General features: G+C 74.5%; 19 protein-coding genes. 9 read left to right on the forward strand and 10 right to left on the reverse strand.

What is annotated here, in order from left to right; genetic code table 11:
- Positions 1 to 64: 64 nt before the first annotated feature.
- Positions 65 to 559 carry a winged helix-turn-helix transcriptional regulator gene (locus ACI792_RS15335; protein WP_456603349.1) on the forward strand — a complete coding sequence of 165 codons (495 nt, stop codon included), beginning with the start codon at positions 65 to 67 and terminating at the stop codon, positions 557 to 559.
- Positions 560 to 696: 137 nt separating this feature from the next.
- On the opposite strand, the gene ACI792_RS15340 is transcribed toward ACI792_RS15335, so the two are convergent.
- Both ACI792_RS15340 and ACI792_RS15345 read right to left on the reverse strand, forming a co-directional pair.
- On the reverse strand, positions 697 to 1449 hold the full coding sequence (locus tag ACI792_RS15340) for a thioesterase family protein (protein ID WP_456603350.1): 753 nt from the start codon (positions 1447 to 1449) through the stop codon (positions 697 to 699).
- On the reverse strand, positions 1446 to 2870 hold the full coding sequence (locus ACI792_RS15345; RefSeq protein WP_456603351.1) for an MFS transporter: 1425 nt from the start codon (positions 2868 to 2870) through the stop codon (positions 1446 to 1448). The genes ACI792_RS15340 and ACI792_RS15345 overlap by 4 nt, the downstream gene beginning before the upstream one ends.
- An 87-nt stretch (positions 2871 to 2957) precedes the next feature.
- Between ACI792_RS15345 and ACI792_RS15350 the strand changes: the two genes are divergently transcribed.
- The gene (locus ACI792_RS15350; RefSeq protein ID WP_456603352.1) at positions 2958 to 3425 is read left to right on the forward strand and encodes a winged helix-turn-helix transcriptional regulator; all 468 of its coding nucleotides are present in this window, start codon (positions 2958 to 2960) and stop codon (positions 3423 to 3425) included.
- A 74-nt stretch (positions 3426 to 3499) separates the two neighbouring features.
- Here ACI792_RS15350 and ACI792_RS15355 read toward each other — a convergent pair whose 3' ends face one another.
- From ACI792_RS15355 to ACI792_RS15375, 5 genes are all read right to left on the reverse strand, one after another.
- Positions 3500 to 4429: an SDR family NAD(P)-dependent oxidoreductase gene (locus tag ACI792_RS15355; protein ID WP_456603353.1), complete on the reverse strand. Its 930-nt coding sequence runs from the start codon at positions 4427 to 4429 to the stop codon at positions 3500 to 3502.
- Between the two features lie 48 nt (positions 4430 to 4477).
- Complete coding sequence (locus ACI792_RS15360) at positions 4478 to 5032, reverse strand: hypothetical protein (RefSeq protein WP_456603354.1); 555 nt, start codon at positions 5030 to 5032, stop codon at positions 4478 to 4480.
- Complete coding sequence (locus ACI792_RS15365; RefSeq protein WP_456603355.1) at positions 5032 to 6165, reverse strand: serine hydrolase domain-containing protein; 1134 nt, start codon at positions 6163 to 6165, stop codon at positions 5032 to 5034. Before ACI792_RS15365 ends, ACI792_RS15360 begins: the two co-directional genes overlap by 1 nt.
- 243 nt (positions 6166 to 6408) lie before the next feature.
- On the reverse strand, positions 6409 to 7032 hold the full coding sequence (locus ACI792_RS15370) for a dihydrofolate reductase family protein (protein ID WP_456603356.1): 624 nt from the start codon (positions 7030 to 7032) through the stop codon (positions 6409 to 6411).
- A gap of 73 nt (positions 7033 to 7105) precedes the next feature.
- Positions 7106 to 8014: a diguanylate cyclase domain-containing protein gene (locus ACI792_RS15375; RefSeq protein ID WP_456603357.1), complete on the reverse strand. Its 909-nt coding sequence runs from the start codon at positions 8012 to 8014 to the stop codon at positions 7106 to 7108.
- 160 nt (positions 8015 to 8174) lie between these two features.
- Here ACI792_RS15375 and ACI792_RS15380 point away from each other — a divergent pair, with 160 nt between their 5' ends.
- Complete coding sequence (locus ACI792_RS15380) at positions 8175 to 9383, forward strand: globin domain-containing protein (RefSeq protein ID WP_456603358.1); 1209 nt, start codon at positions 8175 to 8177, stop codon at positions 9381 to 9383.
- 48 nt (positions 9384 to 9431) lie between these two features.
- On the opposite strand, the gene ACI792_RS15385 is transcribed toward ACI792_RS15380, so the two are convergent.
- Positions 9432 to 10514 (reverse strand): alkene reductase, encoded by a 1083-nt coding sequence (locus ACI792_RS15385; RefSeq protein WP_456603359.1) that lies wholly within the window; start codon positions 10512 to 10514, stop codon positions 9432 to 9434.
- Between the two features lie 75 nt (positions 10515 to 10589).
- On the reverse strand, positions 10590 to 11057 hold the full coding sequence (locus ACI792_RS15390; RefSeq protein ID WP_456603404.1) for a MarR family winged helix-turn-helix transcriptional regulator: 468 nt from the start codon (positions 11055 to 11057) through the stop codon (positions 10590 to 10592).
- A gap of 140 nt (positions 11058 to 11197) precedes the next feature.
- Here ACI792_RS15390 and ACI792_RS15395 point away from each other — a divergent pair, with 140 nt between their 5' ends.
- Positions 11198 to 11608 (forward strand): nuclear transport factor 2 family protein, encoded by a 411-nt coding sequence (locus tag ACI792_RS15395; protein WP_456603360.1) that lies wholly within the window; start codon positions 11198 to 11200, stop codon positions 11606 to 11608.
- Positions 11605 to 12042, forward strand: coding sequence for an SRPBCC family protein (locus tag ACI792_RS15400; protein WP_456603361.1), 438 nt, complete (start codon positions 11605 to 11607; stop codon positions 12040 to 12042). Before ACI792_RS15395 ends, ACI792_RS15400 begins: the two co-directional genes overlap by 4 nt.
- Before the next feature lie 12 nt (positions 12043 to 12054).
- Here the strand turns inward: ACI792_RS15400 and ACI792_RS15405 are convergent, their stop codons facing one another.
- On the reverse strand, positions 12055 to 13902 hold the full coding sequence (locus ACI792_RS15405; protein WP_456603362.1) for an ABC transporter ATP-binding protein: 1848 nt from the start codon (positions 13900 to 13902) through the stop codon (positions 12055 to 12057).
- Between the two features lie 80 nt (positions 13903 to 13982).
- Here ACI792_RS15405 and ACI792_RS15410 point away from each other — a divergent pair, with 80 nt between their 5' ends.
- From ACI792_RS15410 to ACI792_RS15425, 4 genes are all read left to right on the forward strand, one after another.
- A complete protein-coding gene (locus tag ACI792_RS15410; RefSeq protein ID WP_456603363.1) occupies positions 13983 to 14399 on the forward strand; it encodes a MarR family winged helix-turn-helix transcriptional regulator in 417 nt (138 codons plus the stop codon).
- Positions 14400 to 14561: 162 nt separating this feature from the next.
- Complete coding sequence (locus tag ACI792_RS15415; protein ID WP_456603364.1) at positions 14562 to 14732, forward strand: hypothetical protein; 171 nt, start codon at positions 14562 to 14564, stop codon at positions 14730 to 14732.
- 85 nt (positions 14733 to 14817) lie between these two features.
- Entirely contained in the window at positions 14818 to 16890 is a 2073-nt protein-coding gene (locus ACI792_RS15420) for a hydantoinase/oxoprolinase family protein (protein WP_456603365.1), read from the forward strand.
- Positions 16887 to 18764 carry a hydantoinase B/oxoprolinase family protein gene (locus tag ACI792_RS15425; protein WP_456603366.1) on the forward strand — a complete coding sequence of 626 codons (1878 nt, stop codon included), beginning with the start codon at positions 16887 to 16889 and terminating at the stop codon, positions 18762 to 18764. The genes ACI792_RS15420 and ACI792_RS15425 overlap by 4 nt, the downstream gene beginning before the upstream one ends.
- Positions 18765 to 18776: the final 12 nt, after the last annotated feature.

An 18776-nucleotide genomic window follows, 5' to 3' on the forward strand; every position in this document is an offset into this window, starting at 1 on the left:
CATGACGCAAGTCACTCTAGGGAGCGCGCTTTCGTGATGCAAGTGGCTGGGTACGCTGGTCGGCATGCTGGGCAGGACGTACGACGCCGAGGTGTGCTCCATCGCGCGGGCGCTCGAGGTGGTCGGTGAGCGCTGGAGCGTGCTGATCGTCCGGAACGCGCTGTTCGCCGGGTCGACGCGGTTCGGCGACTTCCAGCGGAGCCTGGGCATCGCGACCAACGTCCTGGCGTCGCGGCTCGACGGCTTCGTGGCCGCCGGCATCATGGAGCGGCGCCGCTACTCCGAGCAGCCCGAGGCCTACGAGTACCTCCTCACGGCCAAGGGCCGCGACCTCGCCCCCGCGCTCATCGCGCTCACCGAGTGGGGCGACCGCTGGGCAGCCCCCGACGGCCCGCCGGTCCTCTACCGCCACGCGACCTGCGGATCGGCCGTCACCCACGAGGTGGTCTGCGCGACCTGCGGCCCGGTCGACGAGCCGGCCGAGGTGCGGGCGCTGCCCGGGCCGGGCATGCCTGCCGACCGCCGGCAGCGCATGGAGCAGCGCGCCGCCGGCCGGTAGGCGCAGCGCGCCGCGAGGTGACTACCCAGCCGGCCACCGCGGAGACGACCCAGCCGGCGAGCACGAGCACCGACTGCCTCACCGGTTCCCCCTGGGCGAGCTCCAGCGTTGCCTGGACCGGACGCCACACCGGCGGCTCAGCCGACGAGCAGCCGCCGGGTCTGCCGGCCCAGGGCGACCAGCGCGCCGTCCTCCGCGCGCAGCTCCACGTCGTCGACCGCCACGTCGTCGTCGCACCACACGGTCCGCTGGTCCACCCGCACCCACGCCCCCGTCGCCGGCACCGGCCCGGCCAGGTGCGCGGTCAGCTCCACGGTCGGCATGGCCGCGGGCAGGGTGCGGACGGCGAACAGCGACGGCGGGAGCGCGTCCAGGAGCACGCCCAGCTGGACCAGGGGCGCCAGCTCCGCGCCCCGGATGCGCACCCACGCGTGCAGCCGCGGCTCGACACCACCCCCCAGCGGGCGCGCGGCCCCCAGCGCCCGGATCTCGGTGTGCTCCGCCACGGGCACGTACTCGCGCGGCAGCTCGAACGGGACGCCGTCGGCCACCCGGGGCTGCTCCGCCGGCGCCCCGTGCTCGACGCCCGGCGACGCCGGGCGGGCCAGCGTGAGGACCTGCGCGACCGCTCTCAGCTCGCCGCCCTGCCGCAGCTCGGCGCGCACGCTGCCCGTGCGGCCGGCCCGATCGGCGACGGCGCCCACCTCGGCCTCGAGGTCGGCGGCGACCCCGCCGGTGAGGTGCGCGGTCACCGCGCGCGGTGCGGCCCCCGCGAGCTCGCCGGCCGCGGCCAGCAGGTGGCCGACGACCAGCCCACCCTGCGTGCTGGTGAACGACCGCCAGGTGGGGTCGAACGAGAGCCGGCGTCCGGCGGTGGTCACGGCGGTCATGGGGCTTCCTCTCGGGCAACGGGACGGAGATCGGGGTGCTGGGCGCGGCCGATGGCGAGCGCCAGCGCGCTGGCCCCGGCGGCGAGGACGACGACGAGCAGCCAGCCGCGGTCGGCGCCGGGGAGCTCGCCGCCGCTGCGGGCGACCGCGGCCAGCAGCAGGGCGACGCCGAGGGTCGCGCCGAGCTGCCGGGCGGCGCCGAAGGTGGCGGTCCCGGTGGCCAGGGCGCCCGGGGGCAGGGCGGACGCCGCCGCCGCCGAGAGGTTGGTCAGCGTGAGCCCGACGCCCAGCCCGGCGAGCAGCTGCCCGGGCAGGAAGGCGGTCAGGTACTCGGCCTCGCCGCCCACCTCGGTGAGCCACCACAGCGACCCGAGCGCGAACAGCGCCGTCCCGGCCGCCGCCACGACCCCGCAACCCACCCGGGCCCCCAGCCGCCCGGCCGGCACCGCCGCCAGCGCGGCCAGCAGCGGGCCCGGCACCAGCGCGAAGCCGGCCTCGACCGCGGTGTAGCCCCAGCCGCCGGTCAGCCAGAGGACGTTCCCCAGCAGCATGGCGGCGAAGGCGGCCATGAAGGCGGCGATCGACAGGCAGGCCAGCGAGAACGCCCGCGCCCGGAACAGCCGCAGCGGCAGCACCGGCACCGTGCCCGCCGGGGCCCGGGCCGCCCGGACGACGACGAGCACGGCGCCGACCACGGCCGCGGCGAACGACCCGATCACGACGGCGTCGTCCCAGCCCCGCTCGGGGGCCTCGACCAGGGCGTAGGCGAGCAGGCCGACGGCGAGCACCAGCATGGTGGTGCCGACGACGTCCGGGCGGCGGGTCTCGGACCCGTCCCGCGACTCGGGCAGCACCCGCAGGCCCACGACCAGCGCCGCGACGACGACGGGCAGGTTCACCAGGAACACCCACCGCCAGGAGGCCTCGACCAGCAGCCCGCCGATCGGCGGCCCCAGCGCGGCGGCGACCCCGCCGACGGCGGACCAGATCGCGATCGCGTGCGCCCGCCGGGCCGGCGGGAAGGTGTGCAGCAGCAGCGCGAGCGACGTCGCCGTCACCAGGGCGGCACCGGTGGACTGGACGACGCGGAAGGCGACCAGGCTGCCGACGTCCCAGGCCAGGGCGCAGCCCAGCGACCCGGCGCCGAACGTCGCGAGCCCGGTGAGGAAGACCCGTCGCCGGCCGATGCGGTCGGCGACCCGGCCCGCCGGGGCGAGCAGGGCGGCGAAGCCGATCGTGTAGCCGTTGAGCACCCAGGACAGCGCCGCGGTGGAGGCGTCCAGCGACCGGCTCAGCGCCGGGAACGCCACGTTGACGATGAACAGGTCGAGGCTGGCCAGGAAGACCGCCGCCGACACGACGAGCAGGACCAGCCCCGGCCGGGTCCCCCGCGCTGCCTGCGGCTCCACCGTCGTGCTCATGCGCACCCCCGGACCAAAGCGGTTCGACATCCGAACCGACTGAGCCGGGACGCTACACGAGTCGGTTCGATATGCGAACCTAGTGGCATGACGACGCGACTCGACGGGCTCCCGGGCCGGCGGTGCTCCATCGCGGGCGCGCTGGACGTCGTCGGCGACAGGTGGGCGCTGCTGATCGTCCGCGAGGTGTCGCTGGGCGCGCACCGGTTCAGCGAGATCCTGCGCGGCACCGGTGCTCCGCGGGAGCGGCTGGCGGTCCGCCTCGGCGCGCTCGTGGACGCAGGGGTCCTGGAGCGCCGGGAGTACAGCCAGAGCCCGCCACGGGCCGGCTACCACCTGACGAAGGCCGGCCGCGACCTGCTGCCGGTGCTCCAGGCGCTCATGCAGTGGGGCGACCGCTACGTCGCGGACACCCCGCCGGTCGAGCTGCACCACCACGGGCACCGCATCGCCGCCTCGTGGGTGTGCGACGTCTGCGGGGAGCGGGTGGGCCGCGGAACCGAGCGGCGGGTCGCCGACGAGGCCGAGCCGGGGCACGGCCCGCTCCCCCGCTGACCCCGACGTCGGGGAGACCGGGCCGGCGGCCTCCCCGGGCCCCGATCTCGCGGAGCCCGCGGCCCGGTAGCGGGTCAGGCCTGCGGCACCTCCAGCGGGATGCCGGTCTGCCGTGCCGACACCTCCCACAGGACGTCGATCTGCTCCTGCAGGCCGCGCCGGCGCAGGACCGGCCGCCGCACCGCCGGGCCGTGGGAGCCGAACCGGGGCGCGTACAGCTCCCCGCCCCGGGCCTGCGGATCGGTCGCCGCGCGCAGTTGCGGCCGGGCGCCCTCGAACGGCGCCATCCCCGACCGGGCCGTCAGCGCCTCGAAGAACGCGCCCACCCACCCGGCGCCGCCCTCCCGCACCGAGCGCGCCTGCAGATCGGTGTTGGACAGGCCCGGGTGCGCGACGAGGCTCTGCGCCGCCACCCCTGCCCGGGAGAACCGCTCGTGCAGGCCCAGCCCGAAGTGCAGGTTGGCCATCTTGGACCGGGCGTAGGAGGCCCACGCCCCGTAGCCCTGCCGCAGGTGCGGGTCGGCCGGGTCCAGCCGCCGGGCGCGGTGGCGCGCCGTGCTCGTCACCGTCACCACGCGTGCCGCCGGCGCCGCCAGCAGCGCCGGGAGCAGGTGCGCGGTGAGCGCCCAGTGCCCGAGGTGGTTCACCCCGAACTGCAGCTCGAACCCGTCGGTGGTGGTGCGCTGCGGCATCGCCATCACGCCGGCGTTGTTCACGAGGAGGTCGACGCGCGGGTGGGCCGAGAGCACCCGCTGCGCCGCCGTCGCCACCGCCGAGAGGTCCCCCAGGTCCAGGGGCACGACCTCGAGCGACGCGGCCGGGTACCGCTCGGCGATCCGCGCGACCGCGGCGTCGGTCTTCCGCGGCTCGCGCGCGGCGAGGACCACGTGCGCGCCGGCGCCGGCGAGGGCCAGCGACGTCTGCAGGCCCAGCCCGCCGTTCGCTCCGGTCACCACCGCGGTGCGCCCGCCCAGGCCGGGGATGTCGGCCTCGGTCCACACCATGGGCAGATCCTCCCCGACGGGCCCGGGCGATGAGCTCCGCGGGCGGGCTCAGGGCAGGCGGCCGGTGGCCCGGAGCTCGACCGCCGTCAGCACCTCCCAGCGGACCGCGGAGCTGCCCGGCCGGATCAGCCGCCAGTAGCGGTCGAACCGGCGCCGGGTGACCGCGTCGGTGGCCATGACGCGGGTCTCCGAGCTCAGCTCCGTCCCGCTGCCGCGGGGGGTGAGCCGGAAGTCGATCGCCGCCTTGACCCAGCCGCGCTGGGTGAACCGGCGGAACCCGTCGGCGTCGAGCACCGGCCCGTCGTCGCCGCCGTCGAGCCGCCAGGCCTGCAGGGGGCCGCCGAACACCACGGACGACGGCGCCTCGGCGTCCAGCAGCGGCACCGGGAGGGCGTCGAGGAACGGCCGGTCGTGGAGCTGCCCGAGCCCCCGGCCGGAGAGCACCACCGGCAGGAAGCGGGCGGCACCGAGCACCAGCGTCACCGGCAGCCGGGAGAGCCGGACGGCGTGCAGCGCGTCCCAGACGACCGCCGGCTCGGCCGCGATCCAGCGCGCTTGCCGGGTGACGTGCTCCGGCCGCGGCAGGACGTCGTCGAGCTCCATCAGCCGAGCGCGTCGTACACGGCCCGGACGTAGGCCTCGCTGCGGGGCGAGCCGATCAGCCCGCCGCCCATCCGGTTCATCATGTAGGTGATCGTCAGTCGCCGGTCCAGGTCCATCACCGCCAGCGAACCGCCCCAGCCGCCCCAGAAGAAGGTCCGGCCCTCGGGCACGTAGGGCACCGTCGGCGAGCCCAGGCAGAAGCCCGTCCCCCAGCGGAACGGAGCGCCGAGCACCAGGTCGACGCCGTCGGCCTGCACCTCGAAGACCTTCTCCACGGTCTCCGGCGAGAGCAGCCGCACCCCGCCGGCCTCACCGCCGAGCGAGAGCGTCCGCAGCACCCGCATCACGCCGCGGGCGTTCGAGTGGCCGTTCAGCGCCCCCAGGTCCGCGGCCCGCCACTGCGGGGTGTTCGCCGCCTTCGCCGACGCGGTGGGGCCCGTGAAGGTCTTCACGGCCACCGACTCGGGGTCCAGCGTGCGCGGGTCGACGTCCGGGGGCGGCGGCGCCACCACCGGCGCGATGCGGGAGACCTCCGACTCGCGCGCACCGATCTGGAAGTCCGCGCCCAACGGGTCGGCGATGCGGTCGGCCACGAACTTCTTGAACGTCGTGTTGGTGATCCGCCGGATGACCTCGCCGACCAGGTGCCCCTGGTTGTTGGCGTGGTAGCCCGACGCCGTCCCCGGCTCCCACCAGGGCGACTGCTGGGCGAGCCGCTCGACGGCCGAGGTCCAGTCGTACATGTCGCGGATGGAGAAGGGCTGCTCCCAGCCGGAGACGCCGGAGGTGTGCGACAGCAGCTGCCGCACCCGCACGTCCTTCTTGCCCTTCGCGCAGAACTCCGGCCAGTAGTCCCCCACCGGGGCGTCGAGGTCCAGCTCGCCGCGGTCGACGAGCACGAGCGCGGCCAGCGCCACCACGCACTTCGTCGTCGACCAGACGTTGACGATCGTGTGCTCGGACCACGGGAGGGTGCGGGCCTCGTCGCGGTGACCGCCCCAGAGGTCGACGACGGTCTCGCCGTCGAGGTCCACGGCGACCGATGCGCCGAGCTCCTCGCCGTCCAGCTGCTGCGCCAGCGCCTCGCGCACCCCCGCGAACCGCTCGTCGCACCTGCCGTGGACCTCCGCCATGGACCCTCCTCGCTCACCCGCGACCTCGTCGTCGCGCCCGAACCGATCATGGGCCACACTCCCCGGCCCGGGCCTGCTGCGCCACCCGTCCGGGGTCCACGACCGCGCGCGGCCGGCCCACCAGGTGCCCGCTCGCAGCCGCCGCCGGTCCCCGGGTCGTCCCCGCTCCCGCACGACACCGCGCGTGCCCTGCCGGCCGCCGGCCCTGGGCCGGGCGGCGGGTTCCACGTGGAACCCGCCGGCTCACTCGGGCAGGCTGAAGTCCCCGGTCTGCAGGTCTCCGACCCGCTGGTAGGCCGCCATGACCGCGCCCGTGGAGGTCACCTCGGACGACGCCAGCCGCCAGGTGCGTGCCGCGGCGCCCTCGGTGAAGAGACGCTTCCCGCCGCCCACGACGACCGGGAAGGTGATCACCCGGAGCTCGTCGACGAGGTCCTCGCGCAGCAGCGTCTGCACCAGCCCCGCCGAGCCGTGGACCTGCAGCTCGCCGCCGTCCTGCTCCGTCAGCGCCCGCACCGCCGTGGGCACGTCGCGCTCGAGCAGCCGCGCGGTGTCCCACTCCAGCGGCCCGGTGAGCGTGCGGGACGCCACGTGCTTGGTCTTGGTGTTGAGGGCGGTGCCGACCGGGTCCCCCTCCGTCGGCGCCTTCGGCCAGTGCGCGGCGAAGATCTCGTACGTCCCGCGGCCCAGCAGGAAGTCCTCCGCGGGGGCGAACCACGACTCCATCCGGGCGCCCATGGCCTCGTCGAAGAACGGGACGAGCCACCCGCCGTGGCCGAACCCGCCGGAGGTGTCCTCCTCCGGTCCGCCGGGTGCCTGCATGACCCCGTCGAGGGTCAGGAACGTGGTGACGACGAGCGGGCGCACGGGGCTCTCCTTCGCGCGGGGACGGATGTCGCGGGGTAGACGGCCGCGCTCCCCCGAACTCATCGCCGCCGGCTCAGGGCAGCCGCCGCGCCCGCCGCCGCTGGGTGCTCTTGGCCCCGTACATCGCGCGGTCCGCCCGGGCGATGACGTCGTCGGCGGGCTCCCCCGAGCGCCCGATGGTCGCCCCGACGCTCACCCCGATCACCAGCCGCTCCTCGGGCCCCGGGAAGGGCGTGCCCAGCCGGGCGACCACGCGCCGCGCGAGGTCGGCCAGCGCTGCCTCGTTCGCCTCGCTGCTGAGGATCACGAACTCGTCGCCCCCGAAGCGCGCCACCACGTGGTCCGGCCCGGCCACCTCGACCAGCCGCGTGGCCGCCTCGGCGAGCAGGCGGTCGCCCACCCCGTGCCCGTACTCGTCGTTGACCGCCTTGAACTCGTCGAGGTCGCAGAAGAGCAGCCCGCACCCGCTGGTCTGCAGTCGCCGGGTGAGCTCCTCGAACAGCGCCCCGCGGTTGGCGACGCCGGTGAGCGGGTCGGTGCGGGTCTGCTCGTGCAGCCGGGCCTCCCGGGCCCGCTCCTCGGTGACGTCGAGGCCCACGCAGGCGATCGCGTACGGCCGCCCGTCGTCGTCCAGCAGGACGGTGTTGCGCATGGTGATCCGCCGCAGCTCGCCGTGGGCGGCGACCCAGTCGGCCTCCACCGGGTAGGCCTCGCCGCTCTGCATCGCCGACCGCAGGGCCTCCTCGGCGTGGGGGACGTCGGCGGGGAGCACCCACACGTCGACGAACCGCCGGCCGAGCAGCGCGTCGCGGTCCAGCCCGGTGAAGCGCTGCATGGCGGGGTTGGCGAGCACGACGCGGCCGTCCGAGTCGACGATGCACAGCAGCGCGTCCACCGCCTCCACGAAGGCGTGCGCGAGCCGGATGTCCGGAGCAGCAGGGCTGGAGCCGCACGGTCGCGCCCAGCCTTCCTGCGCAGACATCGGGGCACGCTCCTGGCACTCATCGGACGGCTCGGTTCCGCGCCCGAGCGGTGACCATACGGCGCGGTGCCCGTCTCGGGGAACGTTCCGGACCTGCCCCAGCACCCGGTGTTGCCTAACGTGGCCGGGGTACCGGAGACCGAGGGGGAAGGAGATCCGCATGCTGTCCGACAGGTCCGCACCCGTCATCCAGGCCACGCTGCCGGTCGTCGCGGAGAACATCCAGGAGATCGCGCAGCGGTTCTACGCGCATCTCTTCGGGGAACACCCCGAGCTGCTCGACGGCACGTTCAACCGCGGCAACCAGGCCGAGGGCACGCAGCAGGTGGCGCTCGCCGGCTCGGTGGCGGTGTTCGCCAGCGCGCTGGTCAACCACCCGGACCGGCTCCCCGAGCACCTGATGAGCCGCATCGCGCACAAGCACACCTCGCTCGGCGTCACCCCGGAGCAGTACCGGGTGGTGCACGACAACCTCTTCTGGGCGATCGTCGACGTCCTCGGCGACGCCGTCACCCCGGAGGTCGCCGCAGCCTGGGACGAGGTCTACTGGCTGATGGCGAACGCGCTGATCAACCAGGAGCGCGGGCTCTACAGCGCCAGGGGCGTCCGCCCGGACACCGTCTGGCGGCAGTGGGAGGTCACCGAGAAGACCCCCGAGACCGGCGACGTCGTCACCTTCAAGGTCAAGCGGGTCGACGACCGGCTGGTGAAGACCTCGCTGCCCGGCCAGTACGTGACGGTGCGCCCGGTCATGCCCGACGGCGTCCGGCAGCCGCGGCAGTACAGCCTCACCCGCGCCGACGACGGCGAGCACCGCCAGTTCTCGGTCAAGCGGGTCCAGGGGAACGGCAAGCCCGACGGCGAGGTGTCGAACCTCCTGCACGACGCGGTGGGCGTCGGCGACCGGCTGGAGCTCTCGGTGCCCTTCGGCGACGTCGTCCTCGACGACTCCGGGCGCCCGGTGATCTTCGTCAGCGCCGGCATCGGCATCACCCCGATGGCCGGGATGCTCTCCCACCTGGCGCACGCCGGCTCGGGTCTGGACGTCCGGCTGTGGCACGCCGATGTGGACGAGTCGTCGTGGGCGCTGCGGCAGCAGGTCGTCGACGACGTGCAGAAGCTGCCCAACGCCTCGGTGCACGTCTGGTTCGAGCAGGGTGCCGACTGCTCGCTGCCGGTCGCGGGCGTGCACGCCGGTCAGATGGACCTCTCGCAGGTCGACCTGCCGTCGGGCGCCGTCTACTACCTCTGCGGCCCGCTGCCGTTCATGCAGGCGGTGCGCAGCACGCTCATCGACCGCGGCGTCCCGGCGAAGGACATCCAGTACGAGGTCTTCGGCCCCGACCTGTGGCAGGCCGACCTGGACTGAGCTGAGCGCAACGGGGGCCGGGCGGCGCTCCGCCCGGCCCGCCGCTGCTCAGCGCCCCGCCGCAGCCAGCGTGGGGTAGTCGGTGTAGCCCTCCGGGCCCGAGGTGTAGAAGGTCCGCGGGTCGGGGTCGTTCTCCGGGTGTTCCCCGGCCCACCGCTCCACCAGGTCGGGGTTCGCGAGCACCGGCCGGCCCACGGCGACGGCCTCGGCGTGCGCGGCGTCGATCAGCCGCACGGCCTCCTGGCGGGTGGTGACCGTGCCGAAGCCGCTGTTGGCGATCAGCGGCCCGCCGAAGCGGCGGCGCAGCTCCTGCACCAGGTCGCCGGCGGGCTCGACGTGCAGCACGCTGAGGTAGGCCAGGCCCAGCGGCCGCAGCCCGTCCACCAGAGCGCCGTAGGTGGCCAGCACGTCGGCGCGGTCGGTCTCCAGGGCGCCCTGGATGTTGTGCTCCGGCGAGATGCGCAGGCCCACGCGCCCGGCGCCCACCTCCTCGGCGACGGCGGTGGCGAGCTCCAGCACGAACCGGGCCCGGTTCTCCGGGCTGCCGCCGTAGACGTCGTCCCGCCGGTTGGACGCCGGGGACAGGAACTCGTGCAGCAGGTAGCCGTTGGCGCCGTGCAGCTCCACGCCGTCCAGGCCGGCGTCCACGGCGCGGCGGGAGGCGGCGACGAAGTCGGCGATCGTCGCGCGCGCCTCCTCGGTCGTGAGCGCGTGCGGGACGGGGAAGGGCAGCTTGGCCCCGCCGCCGACGTGCACCTCGCCGTCGATCGCGATCGCGCTGGGGGCGACGACGCGCGTCCCGGTCAGCTCGGGGTGCGAGACGCGCCCGCCGTGCATGACCTGCATGACGATCCGGCCGCCGCGGGCGTGGACGGCGTCGGCCACCCGTCGCCAGCCGGCGGCCTGTTCGTCGGTGACGATGCCGGGCTGCCCGGCGAAGGCGCGGGACTCGTCGTTCGGGAAGGTCCCCTCCGTGATGATCAGGCCCACCCCGGCGCGCTGCTCGTAGTGCTCGACGACGACGTCGCGGGGGATCGCGGCGCGGCCGGAGCGCATGCGGGTGAGCGGGGCCATGACGACGCGGTTGGCGAGCTCGAGCTCGCCCAGCCGCACGGGGGAGAACAGGTCCATGTCCCGCGCAACCGGCGGGCGCGCGCGCGTGATTCCGCGGTGCGTCGTTCATCACCCCCGCCGGACGCGCGCGGGTCAGCCGGCGGCGTTGCGCTCCACCGACGCCAGCGCGGCGGTGAACGTCGGCCGGTCGGCCCCCGGCAGGTCCGCGAGCAGCCGGTCGAGGGTGGCCACGTGATCGGTGACCGCCTGGTCGACCAGCGCCTTCCCCGCCGCGGTCAGCTCGACGACCCCGTAGCGGCCGTCCTCGGGGTCGGGCCGGCGGACGACGAGGCCGCGCTCCTCGAGCCGCTGCAGCCGGTTCGTCATGGCCGCGGGGGAGAGCACGAGGGCGCGGGCGAGGTCCCCCGGCGACAGGCGGTAGGGCGCCGACGACCGCCGCAGGGAGGCGAGCACGTCGAACTCTCCCCGGTTGAGGCCGTGGCCGCCCAGCGTCGCCTCGATCGCCCGCGACGCCGCCACGTGCGCCCGCGTCAGACGGGCGAAGACCGCCATCGACGAGGGGTCGACGTCGGGCCGCTCCGCCCGCCACTGGGCCACCATCTGGTCCACCGCGTCACCTGCTCCATCCCGCACAGGAAGAGTTTGACATCGAAATGAAGAGCGAGCATGCTTTCGACGTCGAAACGATCCGTCGTTTTCCGACACCGACCGGCACGGGGGACGACTCCCTGGAGGACGAGATGGCATCACCCCTGACGCGGTGGTACGACGCCCTGGCCGCGGGCGACCTGGCCCGCGCCGCCGAGAACCTGACCGAGGACACCGTGCTGCACGTGCCCGGCCGCAGCACCAACACCGGCACCTACACCGGCCGCGACGCCGTCCTGGCGTTCGTCGGCCACGCGGCGGAGGTGACCGGCGGGACGCTGCGGCTCACCGTCCACCGCGTCCTCGACGACGGCGAGTGGGGCGTGGCCCTGGCGACCTACACCGCCACCCGCCCCGACCGCGACCGGCCCCTGGAGAACAACCTGGCCCACGTCGCCCGGCTGCGCGACGGCCGGATCGCGGAGTCCTGGCTGCACAGCCGCGACCAGTACGCCGTCGACGAGTTCTGGGGGGAGCCGGTGGCGCGGGAGGTGGCGTCGTGAGCCGCACCGTGGAGAGCCGCCGGCTGACCTGGCCGGCCGACGAGGCCGCCGCGCTGGTGCTGGACTGGTCGCGGGACGGCGAGTGGCGCGCTGCGGTGACCCGGATGGAGGTCGAGCCGCCGGGCCGGGCCCGCGTCGGTCAGCGGATCACGGAGTGGTTGCGGTTCGGCGGCCGCACCTTCGTCACCCCGACCACGATCACCGCCGGGGAGGAGCGGTCGGCGTCCTTCGCCGGCGGCAACGCCCAGGTCGCGGTGGAGGGGCGGCGCACCGTCGTCCCAGAGCCGGACGGGGGCTGCACCGTCGTCCTGGAGGTCGACGTGCGGTTGACCGGCGTGCTCGCCCTCCTCAACCCGGTCCTGGCGCCGGGGTACCGCCGCCGGCTGGCGAGCGAGGCCGACGCCCTGGTGGCGATGCAGCCGGTGGCCGGCTGACGGCCCACCCCGTCAGCCGGCGAGGACGGCGTCCCGTTGCGCGATCCCGGCCAGCCGGGCGTACCGGCCACCGAGCGCCAGGAGCTCCTCGTGGGTGCCCTGCTCGACGACCCGGCCGGCGTCGAGCACCACGATGCGGTCGGCGTCGCGCACGGTCGAGAGCCGGTGCGCGATGGTGATCGTCGTCCGGCCGCGCGCCACCTCGTCGAGGGCGGCCTGCACGGCGCGCTCGGTCTCGTTGTCCAGCGCGCTGGTCGCCTCGTCGAGCACCAGCACCCGCGGGTCGCGGAGCAGCGTGCGGGCGATCGCCAGGCGCTGCTTCTCCCCGCCGGAGAAGCAGTGCCCGCGCGCCCCGACCACGGTGTCGTAGCCGTCGGGCAACGCGGCGATGACGTGGTGCACCTGCGCGCGGAGGGCGGCGTCGACGATCTCGGCATCGGTGGCGTCGGGACGGGCGTGCAGCAGGTTCTCGCGCACGGTGCCGTGCAGGAGATAGGTCTCCTGGGAGACGACGCCGACGACCTGGGCGAGGTCGGCCAGCCGCAGGTCGCGGATGTCGACGCCGTCGATCAGCACCCGCCCGGTGGTGGGGTCGTTGAGGCGGGCCACCAGCGAGGCGAGCGTGCTCTTGCCCGAACCGGTCTCGCCCACCAGCGCCAGGGTGGAGCCCGCGGGCACGGTGACGTCGACGTCGTCGAGCGCGGGGCGGACGCCGTCGGGGTAGCGGAAGCCGACGTGGTCGAGACGCACCTCGCCGCGAACCGCCGCCGGCTCGACCGGCACGGGGTAGGCGGGGTCGTCGATGTCGACGGGCAGGTCGAGGTACTCGAACACCCGGCTGAACAGGGCCATCGAGGCGGTCAGCGAGACGCCGATGTCGAGCAGCTGCATGAGGGGGCGGAACAGCGCGCCCTGCAGGGTGGTGAAGGCGACCAGGGTGCCGATGGTCATGCCGCCCGACGTCGCCGGCAGGCCTGCGGCCAGGTAGATCAGCGCCGGGATGCCGGCGAAGACGACGCTCATCGTGGCCATCCGCCAGCGGCCGGCGAGCTGCGAGCGCACCTCGAGGTCGACGAGGTACTCCGAGGTGCCGGCGAAGCGCTGGGACTGCGCCGGCCCGGCGCCGAGGGTCTTGCCCAGCAGGACACCGCTGACGCTCAGCCCCTCCTCCACCTGGGAGTGCAGGTCGGCCAGGTGCCGCTGCCGCTGGGCGGTGAGGGTGCGGCGCATGCGGGCGACCCGGCGGGTCAGCCAGACGGCCGGCGGCAGCACGATCAGCGAGAGCAGGGACAGCCGCCAGCTGAGCACCACCATGGCCACGACGGTGCCGATGACGGTGGTCGCGCTCGAGGCGAAGGAGGTGGCGGTCGAGGTGACCACCGACTGCATGCTGCCGACGTCGTTCATCAGCCGCGACTGCACCTCGCCGCCCTTGGTGCGGGTGAAGAAGCCCAGCGACTGGCGCTGCAGATGGGTGAAGACCGCCGTCCGCAGACCGTGCATGACCCGCTGGCCGACGGTCGTGCTCATCCACGTCTGGACGACCCCGAAGACCGCGGTCACCACGGTGACGGCGAGCATCCCGCCGACGGCCCACAGCAGCAGGGGCACGTCCTGGCCGGGGATCGCCTCGTCGATGACCAGGCGGATGAGGAACGGTGTGGCCAGCGCCACGGCCGACGACGCGACGATCAGCGCGACGACGACGGCGAGCTGCCAGCGGTACGGGCGGAACAGCGCGGCCACCCGGCTCCAGCGCACCGGCGACCGCTCGAGCTGGGCGAGGTCGGCCGGATCGGGCCTGCGGCCGGAGCCACCGCCACCGCCACCGCCACGGCCACCGCCGCCGCCGCCGGTCATCATCTCGCTGATGTCGCCACCTCCGTTGCTGAGGTTACCTCACTGTCCGGGAACCGCCGCACCGCCGTTACCATTCCCCCGTGGCGGACGACGGGACCGGTGAGCTCGGCGACCTGCTGATGCGCGTCGCCCGCACCCAGCGCCGCCGCTGGCGGGACGCGCTCGCCCCCTGGGAGCTCTCTCCCCACCAGGCGCGGGCGCTGCGGGTGGTCTGCGAACGCGACGGCGTGCGGCTCTCCGACCTCGCGGAGGCGCTGCACATCGCGCCCCGCTCCGCGACCGAGGTGGCCGACGGGCTCCAGGAGCGCGGGCTGGTCGAGCGGACGGCCGACCCGGGCGACCGGCGGGCGGTGCTGCTGCGCGCCACCGACGAGGGCCGGCGGGTGCGCGCGGAGGTGGGGCGGGCGCGCGCCGCCGACTCCGCGGAGCTGTTCGCCCGCCTGGGGCCCGAGGACCGCGCCGCGCTGGCCCGGATCCTGCGCGCGCTCGCCGACTGAGCCGGGGGCCGGGCCCGCTCCTGGCAGCACGGGTGGCCGATCTCACCAGCGTGGGGCCCGGTCGTGCCAGGAGTCACAGCAGATCGGCACAGGATGCGGGCCGCGCAGTCGTTGAATCGGTACGGGAACCACCCGGACGACGACGAGAAGCAGGCACCCGACGTGACCACCTCCGCTGCGCAGCAGACCACCACCGGCACCACCACGCGATCCGGCCTCGCCCGCCGCGTCGCCGACCGGGCCACCTTCCGCAGCGCCGGCCGGGCGCGCCGTGCCCGTCCCCGCCGCTGGACCATGGACCGGATCATCGCGGAGCTGAACCGGGGCGCCTGATCTCGCCGGTCCGGTCGCATGGGCGCGGAGCGAATGCCGGCGGGACGCTTCCCGTAGAGATGTCTCAACGCTAAGGTTTCGTCCCATGAGCGAGCGCCGGGTCCGCATCGGCATCGACACCGGCGGGACGTTCACCGACGTCGTCGCGGTGGACGAGGAGACCGGGCGGACGACCACCACCAAGACGCCGTCCACCCCCGCCGACCCGGCCGAGGGCTTCCTCACCGGCGTCCGCAAGGTCCTGGACCTCATGGGGCTGACCGGCGAGGCGGTGACCGCCGTCAGCCACGGGACGACGGTCGCCACGAACCAGCTGCTCGAGGGCAAGCTCGACCGGCTCGGCTTCATCACCACCGAGGGCTACGAGTCGGTGCTGGAGATCGCCCGGCAGTCGGTGCCCGACGGCTACGGCAACAGCTACTTCTGGGTCAAGCCGCCGCGGATCGTCCCGGCCGACCTGGTCCGCACCGTCCGCGGCCGGCTGGACCACACCGGCGCCGAGGTGCGCCCGTTCGACGAGGACGACGCCCGCGCGGCGGCCCGGTTCTTCCGCGACGCCGGCATCACCACGATCGGCGTCTGCTTCCTGCACGCCTACGCCGACGACACCCACGAGCAGCAGATGCTCCAGGTCATCCGCGAGGAGCACCCGGGCGCCGTGGTGAGCATCAGCTCGCAGGTGCTGCGCGAATACCGCGAGTACGAGCGCTCGGTGACCACCCTGGTCGACGCCGCGGTGAAGCCCAAGGTCGCCGCGTACGTCACCAACATCCGCACCCGCCTCGACGAGATCGCGCCGGGCGTGCCGTTCTACGTGATGAAGAGCAACGGCGGGGTCCTGAGCGCCGGCGAGGTGGTGCACCAGCCGATCACCACGATGCTCTCCGGCCCGGCCGCCGGCGCCCTGGGCGCGGCGCTGATCGCCGGCACCGCCGGGTTCGACCGGGTGCTCACCTGCGACGGCGGCGGCACCTCCACCGACGTCACCGTCGTCATCGACGGCGAGCCGGCGCTCACCACCGAGGGCTCGGTCGGTGACTACCCGTCCAAGATCCCGATGATCGACGTCGTCACCGTCGGCGCGGGCGGCGGCTCGATCGCCTGGCTCTCCCCGGAGGGGACCCTCAAGGTCGGCCCCAAGTCGGCCGGCGCCGACCCGGGTCCCATCTGCTACCCGAACGGCGGCGACCAGCCGACCGTCACCGACGCGCACGTCGTCCTCGGCCGGATCCCCCCGCACCTGCTGGGCGGCGAGATCCCGCTGTCGGTCGAGGCCGCGCGCGACGGGCTGCAGCAGCTGGGCGCGAAGCTGGACATGGACCTCGAGCGCACCGCGACCGGGATCCTGGAGATCTCCGCGTGGAACCAGGCCAACGCGCTGCGCCAGGTGACGGTCGCGAAGGGCCTCGACGTCCGCGACTTCACCCTGACCACGTTCGGTGGCTCGGGCTCGCTGCTGGCCTGCCGGCTGATGGACATCCTCAACCTGCCGCGCACGCTGGTGCCGCCGAACCCGGGCAACGTCAGCGCCTTCGGCCTGCTGACCGTCGACGTCCGCAACGACTACGTGCAGACGGTCATCAGCCGGCACGCCGACCTCGACCTGCACCGCGTGCGCACGGTGTACGCCGACCTGGAGGCGCAGGCCCGGGTCGCCCTGGACGGCGAGGGCTTCGGCCGCGAGCAGCAGCGCATGCAGCGGACGGCGGACCTGCGCTACGTCGGCCAGGCGTTCGAGGTCCGCGTCCCGGTGGGCGACGGCGAGCTCGACCGCGCGGCCGCCGAGGAGGTCGCCCAGACCTTCCACGCCGCCCACCGCCAGCTGTACGGCTACGACTTCGCCGACGACCCGCGCCAGGCCGTGGAGTGGGTCAACCTGCGGGTCAGCGGGATCGGCCCGATCCGGCGGCCCGACCTGGTCGAGCTGGAGCCCGGCGAGGGTGGGGCGGACCGGGCCGTCACGGGCTCCCGCCCCGTCTTCTTCGACGAGTGGGTCGAGACGCCCACCTACGACCGAGCCCGCCTGGCCCCCGGCGACGTGGTGCCCGGGCCGGCGATCGTCGAGGAGTTCGGCTCCACCGTCCCCGTGCACCCCGGCTTCGCCGCGACCGTCGACACCCACGGGAACCTGCTGCTCACGAAGGAGACCGGCCGATGAGCCTCACCGACGACGCCGTGACCGCCGACCCGGTCCTCGTCGAGATCGTCGCCGGCACGCTGGCCGCGATCGAGAAGGAGGTCGAGACCTCGATCGGCCGCACCTCGCGCTCGCCGATGATCCGCGACGCGCACGACTTCCGCGCCGGCATCCACGACCGGCAGCTGCGCAAGCTCACCGGCCGCTCCTACTCGGCGCTGGTCCAGCCGGTGGTGCGGGACTACCCGATCGGCTCGATGAACCCGGGCGACGTCTACTTCCACAACGACGTCTACCTCTCCGAGGGCGGGATCGGCCACCTGCCGGACCTCTGCGTCACCGTCCCGGTGTTCGCGCACGTGGACGGCGAGGAGAGGGTCGTCGCCTTCGTGCAGGCCTTCGGCCACCACGACGACATCGGCGGCGCGGTGCCCGGCTCGATGCCGAGCGCGGCGACCAGCGTGTACGAGGAGGGGCTGATGGTCCCCCCGATCAAGCTGTGGGACCGCGGCGTGCCCAACGAGAGCGCGCTGAAGATTATGACCCGCAACTCGCGGATGCCCGACTCGCTCGCCGCCGACCTCGACGCCGAGTGCTCGGCCTGCCTCGCCGGCGCCCGCCGGCTGAGCGAGCTCTTCGAGCGGTACGGGGTGCAGGCCGTGGAGGCGGCGTTCGACGCGATCCTCGACAGCTCCACCGACGTCTACCGGCGGGAGATCCTGTCGCAGATCCCCGACGGCACCTACGTGTGGGAGGACTACGCCGAGCACGACGGCGTCGAGGAGCCGCAGCTGCACCGGCAGCGGATCACGCTGACCATGGACTCCACGAAGGACGTCCCGCTGGTCATCGACTTCACCGGCACCGGGCCGCAGGCGAAGGGGCCGATCAACCACTGCGGGGACTACGCCGACGGCAACTTCCTCAAGAAGTGGCTGGCGCCGATCCTGCGGAACCTGGCCGAGACGCCGGAGCGGATGGCGCAGCTCGACGTCAACGAGGGCGTCGTCCCGCTGATCGAGATGCGCTTCCCCGAGAAGGGGACGCTGCTGACGCCCATCTTCCCGGCGCCCACCAACGCCCGGACCTTCGTCATCCTGCGGCTGCTCGGCGTCCTCGCCGGCGTGCTGGCGAAGGCCACCGGCGGCCGCATGCCCGCCGACCAGGAGACGATCCGGTACACCGGCGTCTACGGCACGGACTTCGACGGCGAGCCGTACCTCATGCGCGAGGTGCTCGGCGGCGGCTCGGGCGGGCGGTACTACGCCGACGGCGAGGACACCATCCACGTCGTCCCGGACTCGCGGAACCTGCCGACGGAGTTCACCGAGGGCCGCTTCCCGCTGCGGGTCGAGCGGCTGGGCCTGGCGGTCGACTCCGGCGGCCCCGGGCGCTACCGCGGCGGCTGCGGCTACGAGAAGCACATCCGGGTGCTTCGCGACGCCCACTTCATGTCGATCGCCGACCGCTCGATCCTCGCCTGCTGGGGTGTCAAGGGCGGCAAGGCCGGCCGGCCGTTCCAGATCACCGTCGACCCGGGCGGCCCCGACGAGCACGAGGTCGACGCGCTGGCCGACGCGGAGCCGCTGAAGGCCGGCACCGTCGTCCGCATCCGGACCACCGGCGGCGGTGGCTGGGGCGACCCGCTGGACCGGCCGGTCGAGGAGGTGCTGCGCGACATCTCCTGGCGGAAGGTGTCGGTCGCCGGCGCGCGGGAGGACTACGGCGTCGTCGTCCTCGACTCGGGCGAGGCCGACCTGACCGCCACCGAGGAGCTGCGGGCCTCGCTGCGGGCGGCCCGTACCGGCGAGGAGCCGTTCTTCGACCGCGGGCCCGGCTACGCCACCCTCTCCGGCGGCGCGGCGTTCAACGAGTTCGACGTCCTGCAGGGGTAGCCGGGACCATCG

The organism is Blastococcus sp. SYSU DS0669, from assembly GCF_054050895.1.